This window comes from Sporanaerobium hydrogeniformans (genome assembly GCF_002735925.1).
GTDB lineage: Bacteria > Bacillota > Clostridia > Lachnospirales > Cellulosilyticaceae > Sporanaerobium > Sporanaerobium hydrogeniformans.
Genome location: NZ_PEDL01000023.1, coordinates 24,830 through 40,238, shown reverse-complemented (window position 1 = coordinate 40,238; position 15,409 = coordinate 24,830). Strand labels below are relative to the sequence as shown.

10 protein-coding genes and 1 pseudogene are annotated in these 15,409 nt (G+C 36.8%); 4 read left to right on the top strand and 7 right to left on the bottom strand.

Annotated features, from left to right (window positions below):
• Positions 1–432 precede the first annotated feature (432 nt).
• The gene (locus CS063_RS14980; protein ID WP_099450509.1) at positions 433–1,623 is read right to left on the bottom strand and encodes an iron-containing alcohol dehydrogenase; all 1,191 of its coding nucleotides are present in this window, start codon (positions 1,621–1,623) and stop codon (positions 433–435) included.
• Between the two features lie 242 nt (positions 1,624–1,865).
• Between CS063_RS14980 and CS063_RS14975 the strand changes: the two genes are divergently transcribed.
• From CS063_RS14975 to CS063_RS14960, 4 genes are all read left to right on the top strand, one after another.
• Positions 1,866–2,792 (top strand): LysR family transcriptional regulator, encoded by a 927-nt coding sequence (locus tag CS063_RS14975; protein ID WP_180270817.1) that lies wholly within the window; start codon positions 1,866–1,868, stop codon positions 2,790–2,792.
• Positions 2,793–3,036: 244 nt separating this feature from the next.
• Complete coding sequence (locus tag CS063_RS14970; protein WP_099450507.1) at positions 3,037–3,693, top strand: corrinoid protein; 657 nt, start codon at positions 3,037–3,039, stop codon at positions 3,691–3,693.
• Positions 3,690–5,069 carry a methyltransferase MtaB domain-containing protein gene (locus CS063_RS14965; protein ID WP_099450506.1) on the top strand — a complete coding sequence of 460 codons (1,380 nt, stop codon included), beginning with the start codon at positions 3,690–3,692 and terminating at the stop codon, positions 5,067–5,069. Before CS063_RS14970 ends, CS063_RS14965 begins: the two co-directional genes overlap by 4 nt.
• A complete protein-coding gene (locus tag CS063_RS14960) occupies positions 5,070–5,735 on the top strand; it encodes a GTP-binding protein (protein ID WP_099450505.1) in 666 nt (221 codons plus the stop codon).
• Here CS063_RS14960 and CS063_RS14955 read toward each other — a convergent pair.
• The 6 genes and pseudogenes from CS063_RS14955 to pglZ form a co-directional block, all read right to left on the bottom strand.
• Positions 5,710–6,942 (bottom strand): helix-turn-helix domain-containing protein, encoded by a 1,233-nt coding sequence (locus CS063_RS14955; protein ID WP_099450504.1) that lies wholly within the window; start codon positions 6,940–6,942, stop codon positions 5,710–5,712. The genes CS063_RS14960 and CS063_RS14955 overlap by 26 nt on opposite strands.
• 222 nt (positions 6,943–7,164) lie before the next feature.
• Positions 7,165–7,734, bottom strand: a complete 570-nt coding sequence (locus tag CS063_RS14950) for a class I SAM-dependent methyltransferase (protein ID WP_099450503.1) — start codon at positions 7,732–7,734, stop codon at positions 7,165–7,167.
• A gap of 15 nt (positions 7,735–7,749) precedes the next feature.
• Entirely contained in the window at positions 7,750–8,883 is a 1,134-nt protein-coding gene (locus CS063_RS17940; protein WP_334293226.1) for a helicase-related protein, read from the bottom strand.
• Positions 8,884–9,195: 312 nt separating this feature from the next.
• A pseudogene (locus tag CS063_RS17935) lies at positions 9,196–10,064 on the bottom strand (DEAD/DEAH box helicase family protein); the annotation flags it as partial.
• Positions 10,065–10,792: 728 nt separating this feature from the next.
• Positions 10,793–12,838 carry a protease Lon-related BREX system protein BrxL gene (brxL, locus tag CS063_RS14940; RefSeq protein WP_099450502.1) on the bottom strand — a complete coding sequence of 682 codons (2,046 nt, stop codon included), beginning with the start codon at positions 12,836–12,838 and terminating at the stop codon, positions 10,793–10,795.
• 15 nt (positions 12,839–12,853) lie between these two features.
• Positions 12,854–15,376: a BREX-1 system phosphatase PglZ type A gene (gene pglZ / locus CS063_RS14935; protein ID WP_099450510.1), complete on the bottom strand. Its 2,523-nt coding sequence runs from the start codon at positions 15,374–15,376 to the stop codon at positions 12,854–12,856.
• Positions 15,377–15,409 lie beyond the last annotated feature (33 nt).

The window sequence follows — 15,409 nt, the reverse complement described above, 5'->3', positions numbered from 1 at the left end:
ATTTAATAAGGAATATGAAAAATTTAAACTTTCGTGATACAGTGCAGAGCAAGAAAGAAGGCTTTTCGCAGGTTTCCTCCACAGACTTTCGCAAAGTCTTGGTGAAGGCCTGTAGGCTGTCTTTAGGGACGTTATCGCAAGCGTTCTTCTTGCGATAGGTAGGACCGTTAGTCTACAGGACTGAACCTAGAGTTTGCCAAGGCGAGGACCCAGAAACCGGAGAAAAGCCTTCTTTCTTGCGGCCGCGCCGACACCACTTCTTTTTCTTTACTTTTAAATTCCTAGGAGCACCCCGACAAACTGAAAGTTATCTCATCCATGTAAATACTATTTATTTTACAATCACGTTATCTCGCAAAATCATAAAGATGAAAGACCGCTTTAGGACAACGCCTAAAACGGTCTTTTGTGTAAGTGGTTTCTATCTATCCATTAAAAAGTAACGTCTATTCCATAGTAACAGCATTTAAGAAGCTCTTCCATTTGCTTTTGACTTGGGATTCTTGGGTTAGAACCTGTACAGGCATCACTAATAGCAAGTGCTGCTACCTCTGATAATTTTTCTAAAAACTCTTCTTCTGGTACCATACCCTCTTCATAATCTTTAATACATTTTGGGATATTAAGAGCTTCATTATAAGCTTCAATCTTAGCACAAAGTGCTTGGACTAATTCCTCTGTTGTATCCCCTTGTAAACCTACAAAACGAGCGATATCTGCATAGCGTCCTGCAGCTACTTCATCCTTTGCATTAAATCGAATGACTTGTGGCAGATACATAGCATTGGCACAGCCATGAACAATGTGTCCATTTTTATAAGCGGCACCTGTCTTATGTGCCATAGAGTGAACAATCCCTAAAAGTGCATTGGAAAATGCCATTCCTGCGAGACACTGTGCATAGTGCATTTGCTCACGTGCCTGCATATCTCCTTTATAGGAAGCTTCAAGATAGTCAAACGTCATAGCAATAGCCTTTAAAGCAAGTGGATCTGTAAAACAGCTATTGCAAGTAGAAACATAAGCTTCAATGGCATGAGTTAAAGCATCCATCCCTGTATGTGCTGTTAACTTGGCTGGCATTGTTTCTGCAAGGTCTGGATCTACAATGGCCAGGTCTGGTGTAATATTAAAGTCTGCCAGTGGGTATTTAATCCCTTTTTCATAGTCTGTAATAACGGAGAAGGCAGTTACCTCTGTGGCTGTTCCAGAAGTAGATGGAATGGCACAGAATTTTGCTTTTTGTCTAAGAGCTGGGAATGAGAAAGGCTCCAAAATGGCTTCAAAGGTAGTTTCTGGATATTCATAAAATACCCACATCGCCTTAGCTGCATCAATAGGTGAACCCCCACCAATAGCTACAATCCAGTCAGGTTCAAACTCGCGCATTTGTGCTGCACCTTTCATAACAGTTTCTACAGATGGATCAGGCTCAACGTTTTCAAATAATTGAACTTCCATACCAGCTTCTTTTAGGTTACCAATTACTTTGTCTAAAAAGCCAAAACGTCTCATAGAGCCTCCACCTACAACAACGATTGCCTTTTTACCTTGTAAGTTTTTTAACTCCTCAATTGTACCTTTGCCATGATATAAATCTCTTGGTAATGTAAAACGTGCCATTTGTACTCCTCCTCAATGTGTATTTATAAATCACTGAAAATCTTATGCTTTGCTTTGTTAAATTTATAACTTTATTTGTTAAAATTATAACATACTTACTTCTAGAGGGGTAATATATTCTAAGAATGACTCTAATATATAAAAAGCATTACTTCCTTCATAAAGGATTTATTTTTTACTTCTCCCTCCTTTTTATGCTACTATATAAAGTATATAAATTAACTAAATTATTGAGGGATATTATGAATTTACAACAATTACGTTATGTACTGGAAGTTGAAAAGTGTAACTCTATTACCCGTGCCGCTAAAAACCTTTTTATGGGACAACCTAATTTAAGTAAGGCCATTAAAGAACTGGAATTAGAGATTGGCATTACTATCTTTAAACGTACGCCTAAAGGCGTAAAGCCTACCCGTGATGGTGAGCAATTTTTGCGCTATGCACGTAGCATTCTTGCGCAGATGGATCAATTAGAGAGCTTTTATAAAACACATGCCGAAAAGGCTCTGCGTTTTACACTCTCTGTCCCTCGAGCAACCTATATTTCTACTGCCTTTTCTCAGTTTTTAAATAGCTCCTTGCAAAAAGAGCAGCTAGATGGTAAAAAATTTGTTGTTTATTATAAAGAAACGAATGCACATACGACTATCCAAGACGTTGTAACAGGCGAGAGTGATCTTGGCATAATCCGTTACTCCAATGTGCATAAAGATTATTTCCTAAGTATTATTAAAGAGCATGGACTTGCTTATGAGTGTATTGGTGAGTTTACCAAATCCGTTATGCTACATAAAGAGCACCCTTTAGCTCATTATGAGGATATTCCTTTTCATGCCTTAAGCCACTACATTGAGCTTTTACATGGGGATTTCCAAGAACCTACACTAAGCCTTCAAAAAGCTTCTGAACCAGAAATGCCGCAAAAACGTATCTATATTTATGACCGTAGTAGCCAATTTGACCTGCTCCGTGAAGTTTATGGTACCTATTTATGGGTAAGCCCTATGCCAGAAGAGGTACTCCAAAGACATGATCTTGTTACTCGAAGATGTAGCTTGGCTACTCCTACAACAGATATGATTATTTATCCTCATAAAGAATCCTTAAGACCCCTTGAAATCTCTTTTATTCAGTTACTTCAACAAACATTAAAGCAGTTAAAATAAAAAAAATTATACAAAAAACATCTATATATAAAAATAAAGCAAAAAACTATAAATACCTTTAGAAATCCAAGTTTATTTTTATCTTTTTTATCTTTTTGCTTAAAAGATAGGTAAAAAATATAAAATTTTTATCAGAATTTATAAATGCTTTGAAATACTTCTTTCCCTCTTTTCAGTAGAATGAACCTATCAAAAGAAATTAAAATCTATTAAAACATCTAAAACCTAAAGGGGGAAGTTATTTATGGATATGCAAGAATTATCATTAGCCGTACAAAAAGGAAAGTTAAAGGTAGTAAAGGAACTGGTTAATCAGGCTTTAGAAGAAGGCATTTCAGTACAAGAAATCCTCGATACAGGGCTTATCAGTGCAATGGGTATAGTAGGTGAAAAGTTTAAAAACAATGAAATCTTTGTTCCTGAAATGCTAGTAGCTGCACGTGCCATGTCTGCAGGCATCAAAATCCTAGAACCTCTTATGAGTGATTCAGGCGTAAAGCCTATTGGTAAAGTAGTCATTGGGACCGTAAAAGGCGATTTGCATGATATTGGTAAAAACCTTGTAGCTATGATGATGCGTGGTATGGGTGCTACTGTTTATGATTTAGGAATTGATGTACCTGATAAAAATTTCGTTGAAAAAGCAGAGGAAATCGGTGCAGATATAGTATGTATCTCCGCACTTTTAACAACCACCATGCCAGCCATTGATGATGTGATTCAGGAATTCGAAAATGCCGGTGTCAGAGATAAATATTACATCATGATTGGTGGGGCTCCCGTTAGCCAAAATTATGCTGATAAAGTAGGTGCAGATGCGTATACCAGTAATGCTGGTGAAGCTGCTGACGTTGCAAAAGCTTACTTAATTTCTGACTGCAAAAAGGGGGTAACAGCATGAGTCTTCAATTTACCAAACTCGCTTACGACTCTGTAGATGATTTTGTCTATGGTCAATGTAAAAAACCCATTACTTGCAAAAATGGCATGATAATAGGAGGTGGTATCATCTACCCTGAAGTAAACTTTACCTTGCCTCCTATGAATGCTACGCAAGCTACATTACCGGAAGCTAAACGCATTTATAAAGAAATGGTAGATGGTGTCCTAAAAAAAGCACATGAACTCCATGCACCCGGTGTAGTTATTGAATTTGAGACCCTTCCACAGTATACAGAAAACCCTGAATGGGGTATTGAGATTCATAAAATACTGAGAGATACGATGTATACTTACGAAGCTAAATATGGTTTAAAAAGCGTTCTTCGCATGACACCTAATGACCTACGCGAGATGAGTAGACCTCCTATTATGCGAAGTGGTCCCTATTGGGACGCTATGGTGCGCATCTTTGAACAAACTGCCAAAGATGGTGCCGATATATTAGCCATTGAATCAACAGGTGGTAAAGAAATCAATGATGATGCCATCGTCAATGCAGACCTTCGTACATCTGTTTTTGCCCTAGGCTGTCTTGGTGCAAGAGATATGAAATGGTTATGGCAAAATATCACTCAGATTGCAGACACCTACGGTGCGATCTCAGGTGGTGACTCCGCTTGTGGTTTTGCTAATACTTCTATGGTACTTGCTGAACAAGGCTTTATCCCTAAAGTCTATGCAGCGGTTATGCGTGCTATGGTTACACCTCGTGCACTGGTTGCCCTTGAAAACGGTGCAGTTGGACCAGGTAAAGACTGTGCTTATGAAAATGTTTACCTTAAAGCAATCACAGGAACTCCTATCTCCTTAGAAGGAAAGACTGCGGCTTGTGCACATTTTAGTCCTATCGGTAATATTGCTGCTTCTGTTGCTGATTTATGGAGTAATGAATCCATCCAACAAGTGAAGCTCCTAAGTGGCTTTGCTCCAGTTGTTTCTACCGAGCAACTGATCTATGACTGCCGTCTTATGAATAAAGCAACCGAAAAAGGCTATACCAAACTTTTAAGAGACCTTCTCGTGGAATCAGACTGCTATTTAGATCCACAGGCTTATATCCTCGCACCAGAAAATGTATTTGAAATCGCTAGAGAAATTGTAAAGAGTCAAAATCCTTTTATCCGTACACTAAACACAGGTAAAAAGGCTCTTGAAATCCTTCAAAGAGGTGTAGATAAAAAAGAACTTCACTTAGATGAACGTGAAGTAGACTGGATTGATCGCCTAAGAGATCAATTAGATGAAATCCCAGAGGATGAAGAAGCCTTCATTGCAGAAATGAAGGATGAGGTTGACTCAGACAAATATAATATTAAGGAATACGGTTTGGAATAAATGATTAAACTTGATATTGTTTCTGGATTTAAAGGCTCTGGCAAGACAACGCTCATTGAACTTCTTGAAGATCTCCTTTGGCGTGATGAACGACTTGTCATCTTGCAAAATGAGTTTGGGAAAAAAACACTTTCCCCTCGCTATACGCATCATTTTCTGGAGCAAATAAGTGGCGGATGTATCTGTTGTACAAGTCAAATCCTCTTACAGCAATGTATCTACCAGCTTATAGAGTCTCATCATCCCCAGCGCATTGTCATTGAAGTGCCAGAAACAGCCTCCCTAAGTGATATAGGGTTTTCATTAACCGAAAACTTAAAGGATATCTGCCAGCTAGACCATATGCTCTATGTGATGGATGTGCCTAGTTTTCAAAAACGCCTACAGCTTTCTGAAGGCTTCATTAGACAGCAAATCAGAAAAAGTTCCCTTCTCTTCCTTCATCACTTAGAAAGCGCTTTACCCACAGAAAAGCAAGCTCTCCTTGAGTTTATCCATACTTATTCCCCCCATTCCTTCATTTCCAGTAGGTCCTGGGGGGAACTCCAAAAGCAAGAGGTTTGCCATTTGTATGAGCAAAGCCGTATCAAGGAAGCTGTTTATACCCCCATGATTAGGATGCGTCAGCCTGCTCCTCTCTTTACAGAGTATAGCGATATTTTTTAGGCGTTAATCCAACCTGCTTTTTAAAAACATTTGTAAAGTAACTTTGACTTTCAAATCCTAAAGACATGGAAATATCAATAAGGGGCATGTTTGTATTTTTAAGTAAATACTTCGCTTGCTCCATTCTTTTTTCTAAAAGATAGCTACTAAAATTAATCTGCATCTCCTTTTTAAAGAGATGGGAAAGATACGCTGGATTTAAATCTGCTTCTTGTGCTACCTCTTCTAAAGTAATGGTATTACAATAATTTTGATCAATATACTTTAAAGCTTTTTGCAAGGAAGGTACATTGGGCATACTGTACTTGGTAAAAGCCATATTCGTAAAGGCTTCTAAGACTTCTAGTAAAAGAAACGATAAATCTGTTAAATCACGTGTTGTGGTAATTTTATGCAAGGAGGTGTCTGTCATATGATAGACATCTTCTTTGCTTCCTCCATTTTCAACTACTGCCCTAGAAAGAAGTGCCAGCAGCTCAATGGAACGAGTTTTAATGATCTCTAGATTATTACCAGAAGAAAAGTAGATGCGGCCTAGCATTTCATTTACTACTGATTTGGCATGCTCCTTATTCCCCTTTAAGACATCTTCTATCAGTTGTTTTTCCAGCTCATAGGGCGTAGAAGGGATAGAAGTATCTGATTTAATGAGCTGCATATACTCTCCTATTTTAGCTTGCTGTTTGTTTTTCTCTGAAATCTTTTCTTTAGATTCCTTATCTGAATGAATAACTGAGGAAGCAAGTATAAATAATAATTTACATAAATACCTGGCCCTGGTTGGCTCCACTAAAGGCGCACTGGAATAAGCACTATACAATTTCGTGCGATAATCAAGGGCTATATTATATTTTTGAATCACTTCATCAATCATGTCTAAGTCAGGATACTCCAGTGCGATAGGACCTGCAATGATCCCTGCTACTGGTACACTGCGCATATTCAGAGAAACTGCAAAGTGAATGTAACCTGCAGGACAAGAAAAAATATACCCCTCTCCTAAATTGGCTGCTTCCTTACAGGCATGGGCATGTGTCTCTTTGCAAGGGCAATACTTATTACAAGCTTCCTTAAAAAGCACACAGTACCCATTCTCCTTGCCAAAAACATTCACCACCTTATCCGTCCCATCCATTAGTATAATAGATATATCCGTTGCTTGATGATAGGCAGAAAGACAATCTGAAAGTTGATAAAATAATTCCATAATAACCCCCTCTTAAAATCGCTAATCCCTATAAAATCCATAGGATATATATACTATACAACTTTTCATCAGGAGGTTTTGGTAATTTTTTAATGAATTCTAAAAATAATATTAGTATTTTTAGAATTTGGGTTTAAAATTAAGCTTTTCTAGCAATAACCATATTGTATCCTTTTTGTTTCTTTGTAAATTAGGAATAGTATTATTAGCAGTATAGTAAACCTATTCACATAATATATTTAGCCACTTTTCATCCCTACGATCTTCTCTAACATCGCTAGTTATCCACATTTTACTCACATGAAACCCCGCTTTGGTGAACAACTCCTTGGCTTTGTCTTCTTTAAGATCATGGAAGTAGCGGCCATTTCTGTCACCTTCAAAATCCCCATATTTAAAAGAAGCATACAATACGCCTTGGGCTTTGAGAGCTTTATAAAATCTTTCTAATACCTCTGGCAGCTCCTCACTTGGAACATGAAGTAAAGAAGCGGATGCCCAAATCCCATCGAATACGTCTTTAAAATCAATGTCCTGGAATCTTAGCTGCTCTACTGGTTGATGCATATACTCACTAGCTAGAGCGCACATGCTCTCTGAAGCATCTATAGCAGTTACCTCATAGCCTAAGTCTTTAAAGTTTTTAGCATCTCTACCTGAACCGCAACCTGCATCTAGGATGTGACTTCCCTTTGCTAGTTTTGCTAAAAAATCTGTATAGTTGCTAGACATATCTGCTACTACTGTGCCTTCAAAAAATGCCTTGGCATTTTCATTATAGTAATTACTCATCTTTTTCCTCCATGCCTATTTCTCTTTGGCTTCTAATCGTTCTTTATAGTAAGTAAGCACTCTTAGTTCTACAATATCTTTATAGTGCATTTTAAAACTCTCTAAGTGAGTGAAGGGTTCTATTTCATCTGCTAGGGCAATTTCATAGCCCTCCTTGTCTTTAAAGAAGTCGCTTGCACTTTGTTTTAAAAATTTAATAGGGTTATCCTTGGCTAGTTTCACATATTCCTTTTGTCCCCATGTCTTAAAACCTGCGGTGCTTTTGTGTCTTAGCATATCTACGCCATTAGAACCATGACTATAAAAGTCCTTAAACGCCTGATACACATCTTCTGTGTCAATTGCCATTTTGATATCCCCTTCATTATAAAAGGCTTTTAGGATTGGCATCTTATAGGACTTGGACATACTGGTTGTCTCAAGTACCCCCAGAAATTCCTTTGCTCTTGAATGGTATAGCAAACTTTCTTCATCTGTTAGCTCTTTATTTTCATATAAAAAACCTAAATAATCCCTAAAGAAATTAAGCTTAGCATTTTTCTTCATGGCTCCGATGATCTCATCATCTAGATTTAAAAATAGCTCTACTCTAGAAGGTCTATGGCCTAAAATTTGTTTAACTTCCTGATAAGCTGAAAGGATTTTATCCTTAGCACTTAGCTCGCTTTCTGCTTGCTTTTTAAATAGGTCAATAAGTCTAAAATCAAAGTCAATTTGACAGTCATCAGGAAACTCCATCTCCATAGGATTAGTGCTTCCTAGAGCTTTACTTTCATACTCTTTACCGCTTAATAAGAAGGGAATCAAACTAGCTTTCTTGTAGTTTCCAATAAAGTCGAGAACGTTTAAGTACTCCTTATCTTTAAAAGGTCTAAGCCCTCTTCCTAGCTGCTGCAAAAAGACAGTAGGAGACTCAGTTGGTCTTAGGAAAAGCACTGTATCTATAGCTGGAACGTCTACCCCTTCATTAAACATATCCACGGAAAAAATAATCTTTAATTCCCCTTTTTTAAGCTTATTAAGGGCATCATTTCTTTCCTCGTTATGCTCTCCCTGCTCGCCACTATAAACAGCTGCTGCTAGCACACCCTTATCCTTAAAATACTTCACCATATATTCTGCATGTGCCTTAGAACTGCAAAAGCCCATGGCACATTTGGAGCTATACTTCAGATAATGCTTTAAAACCAGCTCTGCCCTTTGATGAATCATCAGACTTTGCTCGAGTTCCTTTTCATCATATTTACCATTTCTGATAGTCAGACTTTCATAGTCTACAGTATCATCATAGATTCCATAATATTTAAAAGGAACTAGCCATCCTTTGTTAATCGCCTCTTTTAGCCTCACTTCATAAACATTATTGTAATCACATAAGGCAAAAACATCTTTATTATCTAAACGCTCTGGGGTAGCTGTTAGCCCTAATAAAAATTTGGGCTTAAAGTAATCAATGATATTTTTATAGTTTCCAGCTACGGCATGATGAAATTCGTCAATGATAATATAATCAAAAGCATCTGGTGCGAAGTACGTTTCATTCAAATAAGCTCTTTTCCCTAAGGTCTGAACCAGTGCAAAGGTCAGTTCTTTATCGTTTCTTTTTGGTCATTATAAAAGAAACCGATAGTTTGATCAGGTCTTACATGATGAAAACTCGCTGCTGCCTGCTTAATAATCTCTTCTCTATGAGCCACGAAAAGCACCTTGTCATACTCCCTAGAATCAAAGGCTGCTAAATACGTTTTTCCTATCCCTGTGGCTGCTACCACAATACCTTTATCAAAGCCTTCTTCCCTGCTCTGGTCTAAGGCATATAGGGCTTCTATTTGGGCACCCTTGGGTTCAAAAAGAGAAGTCACCTTAGTAGTATTTGCTTCTAGTTCCTCAATAGCCTGCCTAATAAATTTAGGCTGTTTCCAAGCCTTTGAATAAGATTTTAGCACCTCATCTGTAATCTCTATGGCATGTTCTTCAAAAAGCTCCTCAAAGGTGGTATAGAAATAATTAAAATCCTCTTGGTGCTGGGATTTGACGAGGCAATAATTCCACTCAATTGAAGTGGTAAGTGCCCCTCTAGATAGATTGGAGGAACCAATATAAATCTCCCCATCTACTTGATAATGAAAGATATACGCCTTGGGATGAAAACTTTTATTGGGCACATTATAAAAACGTAAATCTACCTTATCCCCTAATTCACTACGGAGTAAATAAAGGGCTTGTGGCTGAGTAATATTTAAGTAATTTCCCGTAAGAATACGAATGCTTACCCCTCTATCTGCTGCTTCTTTTAAATCCTTGATCAGCATTTTTACCCCGGATTCCATGAGAAAGGAAACGATAATATCAATGGTCTTAGCTTTGGCAATGCTGGCTTTTATACGATGATAAAGAAGCTGACTATTTCCTGTTATAGCATTAATAGGTGCATTCTCAAAATCTAGTTGTCTAATATGATCTTCTAGCACATGATTTCCCCCTTAACTTCTTCAAACTTTATAGCATAAGTATACCATGATTTTAAAGATAGATTGCCATATAAAAAGTTGCTCTCTCTTACTCTTTGCATAAAAAGGCATGGTCACTATTTTTGATAGTAGTCATGCCTTATTTTCATTTGTTTATTATATAGCTAAAGAGCACCTATGATTTTTGAATCACATATTCTAATCCTTTTCCCGAACTTACTATAATAAAATCCTGTTTATTAAAAAAGTAAACTCATTTTCTATTAGCTTTTTAAAATTATACATTTATTTACTCCCTTAAGCTTTCTAAATCAATATCTGTATCTTCCTCATATTTGTTATCAGCGTTTAATCCCTTTAAAACGAGCAATATTTTGACCATTTATATTTCTTATTATGATTTTGTTATAATTTAAATAGAATGCCTTTACTTTTCTTAACTACTAAGTACTATTATTTTACTTAGGAATTTAAATTTTATTTTATAATATAAAACAATTATATCTTATTTAATATAATAATTGCTCAAAATTTTAATATGTTTCTCATAATATCAGACATTTATTATTTGATTTTTCTTTCTTATTTTACTCTACACCTAAAGCTTTAAATACAGCATCTTCAGCACTTTGGTAGAAAATAATATTAAAGCACCCCATAAGCTCTGCTGGAACTGTCCCTAAGTCAGCTGCTGAAGTTATTGGTAAGAGCACTTTCTTTGCGCCACTATCTAAACAAACTTGAAGCGTGTTCGCTAACTCCTCTACCTTTATAATCGTTCCACCAATACTTAGATCTCCTAATATGACCGCACTACTAATAGATGGTTTACCAAGTGCTACTGATGCAATAGCAACTACCGCTGGTAAAGTGAGCATCTTGGTCATACCAATACCATTAAGGTCTTGTACATGCATGAGATAATCTTTAGTAGTAGTGCTAATGGTGCCACTAATATTTTTGCCATTAGCCTTAAGATAACGATACGCTGTTTCTACTGCTTCTTTTGCCTCTCTGTCTGAACCAAGCCCTGTTTTTTCAAATTTACCTGTTCCTGATGACATTTGCATCTCTATTTTGTAGACACCTATCATGCCACTTTTACCATGAGATACGGTATAGATATGACCTGGTTTGCCCATTCCTTCTGGAATGAGTTTGCCTCCACCTTGCTCTGGTACAGGTACATACTCTTCATTAAAGTTTTCCTTATCAATGTAAGAGAAATTGACATCATAGAATTCCATACCGCCAATTTTTTTAAGCTGCTCTTTGACACGTCTACGCATTTCTAGGGCAAAGCGCAGAATTTCCTCAATAGACTCTCTTGTAAAATTGCCATCTGGATGTAGTAATTTTACAAGGCCTGAAACAGTTTTCTTGACGGCTATTACATCACGCTGATTGAGGTTATTACCTAGTTTAAAATACTGATCATAGGCATCTGCATAAGATATTTTACGTAGCTCTCTCATAATCTCTGAGAAGTAATCGGTGATAAAACCATAATCATCTGTGAAGAACTCTGGTCTATACTTTGGAATCTCCCATCCTGGAATATAACAGTGCATACGATCTAAGAAGGCTGAGTCATTTGCCATCACATCTGGAAATGGATCAAATAAATGAGAAGTCTTTAACACTGTATCTACACTTTGATTAATATTCCCTACAAACACCATAGAAGCAGAGGCATTCTTTTCCTCTTTTCCTCTTGCAAAAGAGCCTGATGCCATATAATCTTTCATAATTTGTACGCCATCTTGATCCTTAAATTTGATCCCTGCTACCTCATCAAAAGCAACACAATCCCACATACCAACAAGCCCCATGGTTTTACTTCCCATATTGTAGAAAAGGTTAGCTACAGTAGTTTGCCCTCCTGAAACTAGGATACTATTAGGACTTATCTCTTTGTAAACGTGTGACTTACCTGTCCCTCTTGGTCCTAACTCGCAAAGATTATAGTTATTTTCAATAAGTGGAATGAGTCTTGCTAGATGAAGACATTTGACCCTTTTATTAAAGCCTGATGGCTCCATTCCTGTACTTCTTAAAAGTAAATCTAACCATTCATCATCTGTAAAATGTGCTCTAGCGGCTTTTACTTCCTCGAGATCAAGACTTGGCATCTGAATAGGTGTCACCTTGCAAATTACAAATGGGCAACGATTCTTATCCCCTTCATCATAGAAATACTCTAGTTGTACAATGCACCAGATTCCTCCGCAAAGTAGCCTTTCATAATCAGCGGCATACTTATTGGCAATAGGAACATTCTTGATGCCTAAGTTAGAAAATTCTGCTTCATAAACATCATCTTTATAATTAAGTTTCACCGAGATTTTATCAATAACGGTATAACGTCCCATCTCTCTTAACTTAGAGATGATCTTTTGAGCCTCATCTGGGCGCACATAATTCTCGGCAAGAATGGTCTTTACATTCTGTACGCCTGCCTCAATATCTGCTTCATCCATAGAAGAACAATACATCCCTAATAAATACTCAAGTACATATACGGGAACATTGGCACCTTCTTTGATTTTCTTGGTAAGGTCCTTACGCACAATCTTACCCGCAAAGTGTGTTTGTAATTTCTCCATAAGCTCTGTATGCTCTGTCTCTATCATACCTTTTATCCTCCCCTACAAATTGAATCCAAAATCATTGGCAAAGACAATATCCATCATTACCTCATGTCTTAATACCTCTAGATTATTCTTTTCATCATAGCCTACTAAGTAGTATTTAGAAGTCTTGGCATATTTTCTATCTCTAAATCTAAAACTCATACGGAAAACACGTTTTTGTGGCTCTTCCTCTTTTTTATCTGCCACATAAATATTTTCATTAGAGATTCTCTCATTATCTTCTGTAACGAAATACAGTTTATAAGTCGTTTCCTTAACCAGCTTACCAACAGCTTCTGACTGGATAAAGTCTAGTGTTGTATTGAGTCCTGTGATTTTTTGGAGCATACTTACTAGCATAATGCTGGCATTCTTCACTTCCTTGTAACCACGTTCTGTTTTAATCGTTACAACAGGAATCAGTACTTCTTGAGGTGATGAGCCACCATGAACATAATTTTGCCCCCCACCTGGTGCTTTAAATATATGTGAAGTGATAGGGAATGAAACCACCTTTGTATCATTATTTTCTAGAATAGCTCTCATAGGTAAGTGTGCAATACCATCATCTTGGCATGCTGCTTCCGAAACAATAAAACGTTTATTTACAAAGGCACCTTTACCTGCTATATTACCAATCTTATCACTTTCTTGTAATCTATCTCGCTTATATAAGAATCCATGATCTGCTGTCACTATAAAATGGGTAGCACTAATATTATCTGTAAGCTTTCTAATGAGCTCATATATCTCATCAACCGCTTCTTTACAAGCCACAAAAACTTCATTTTCTGTATTAGGCTTGTCCCCTCTAGCATCAATTTGATTATGATAAATATAAATGATATCAGCGCCTGCAAATTCCTGACGTAGCTCCACCTTTTTCATCAGCTTAATATCATCAAATTGCACGCATTTACCATTTGGCACATACTGTCTTAATACCTGCTCTCTAGATTTCAGATCATCACATCCCATACCATCTACTAGGACTTTATAGTCATCCGTTAACTCTAAAGACTGATGTGGTAATAATGCCGCCATCCCTAATCTAGTATAAGAAGGTATTACTCCCATCATCATATCTATCTCAGCTGAGCACTTAGCACTCTCTTGCAGTTTTTGAAGTAATTCTCGTCCCACTTCATAACGCATAGCATCTGAGATAATGACTATTTTTCTTTCCTTTGCAAGCTTTATAAACTTACTGTAAAACTGGGTTTGACGTGGCAATACTTCAAAAGCCCCCTCTGATAAAATGCCTTGATTAAAGCTTGTTAACTGCTTACTTAGATATTCATTGGTATAAATATTTTCTACTAAATCACGTAATCTTTCATAGGCTGCATTATCCTCTAATTGATCATAGTGATAATAAAACTGTCTATAATGATAATCTAATAGATAATCCTTTTTCTCATACTGATTAATAAGAGCTTTAAAATCATTTGGACATTCATACTGTGCACCTTGTACTAAGTAATACGCAGCTTCTATTAGCTTGTATTCTGCGCCATACTTTGTGCCAAAATGCTTTTTTATACGCATCTGTGTTACTACTGTCATTGGCATGCCAGATAAAGTAGCTCCTATATTTTCATCTAAAAGGCGCTCCTTCATCCAATCGATAATCATTTCATCTATGGCTGCAAATACTTCACATTCTAAGAAGGTATCTGGTGCATACTTTTTAAGATTTTCTTTGATACTCAGCTGCTTTCCTACCAAAGCAGATAATTCATCAAATCTCTCATGATAAAGTACATTGTTCATTAAGTTATCAAGAAACGCTATGATATTACCAGATTTATAAGATACAAATGGTTGCCATGCTCTGGGTAAATCCGCTGAAATATAGCGCTCTGCATAAGTACAAAACATAGTTAGCATTAATTTTTCAAGACTAGGTTCATGGTCTCTATAACCAAACTGCAACTCACAGAAATTCCAAAATACTTCTAAAAGATCATACTTCCCAAATTCAGCTAAGAATTTATTCTCTTCTAAGTCACCATCCGTTAAGATTACACGTACCACTTCTTCAAAGGATAAAATCTTGGTTTTACAAAGCACACTCAGTAAAGCTAGTTTAATCGTCTCTTCTGTAAATCGTTCTATTTCTAGCTCATAGAAACGCTTAATCCTATCCTTGGCTCCAAAGAATTTCTCATACTTCTTAATGACACCTTTATACTTCTCATCTATTCCTAAATCCACTGTTAATAAAGAGGCTCTATCTGCAAAGAATTCCTTAGAATATCTCAATGTATCTGCTAAATGATTGTCTCTAATAGAAGGTTTAGGAAATGGGGCATAAATTAAGTAGTTAGTGGTCTTATCTTCTCTCTCTAAGAAGATTTTCGTTTTAAATTGATTATCGGGTCTTAAATGGTACACCTTAGCATTGGTTAACTCTAGAGTATCTATATCCTCAGCAAAATCTCCGCCCTCATCATACCAGAAAATAAGCTTACGGCTATCTCCAGTAAATTCTTCGTTTAGTTTATCTGCTATTTGCTTAAAATTTAGCTCTGCCACTTCTTTGCTCCTTTCAAGAGTAAATAACTTCAC

Excerpts from the sequence above, each read along its gene's own strand:
- CS063_RS14960 (WP_099450505.1), top strand. The coding sequence starts at position 5,070 with ATGATTAAACTTGATATTGTTTCTGGATTTAAAGGCTCTGGCAAGACA.
- CS063_RS14955 (WP_099450504.1), bottom strand. The coding sequence starts at position 6,942 with ATGGAATTATTTTATCAACTTTCAGATTGTCTTTCTGCCTATCATCAA.
- CS063_RS14970 (WP_099450507.1), top strand. The coding sequence starts at position 3,037 with ATGGATATGCAAGAATTATCATTAGCCGTACAAAAAGGAAAGTTAAAG.
- CS063_RS17940 (WP_334293226.1), bottom strand. The coding sequence starts at position 8,883 with ATGGGCTTTTGCAGTTCTAAGGCACATGCAGAATATATGGTGAAGTAT.
- CS063_RS14980 (WP_099450509.1), bottom strand. The coding sequence starts at position 1,623 with ATGGCACGTTTTACATTACCAAGAGATTTATATCATGGCAAAGGTACA.
- brxL (WP_099450502.1), bottom strand. The coding sequence starts at position 12,838 with ATGATAGAGACAGAGCATACAGAGCTTATGGAGAAATTACAAACACAC.
- CS063_RS14965 (WP_099450506.1), top strand. The coding sequence starts at position 3,690 with ATGAGTCTTCAATTTACCAAACTCGCTTACGACTCTGTAGATGATTTT.
- CS063_RS14975 (WP_180270817.1), top strand. The coding sequence starts at position 1,866 with ATGAATTTACAACAATTACGTTATGTACTGGAAGTTGAAAAGTGTAAC.
- CS063_RS14950 (WP_099450503.1), bottom strand. The coding sequence starts at position 7,734 with ATGAGTAATTACTATAATGAAAATGCCAAGGCATTTTTTGAAGGCACA.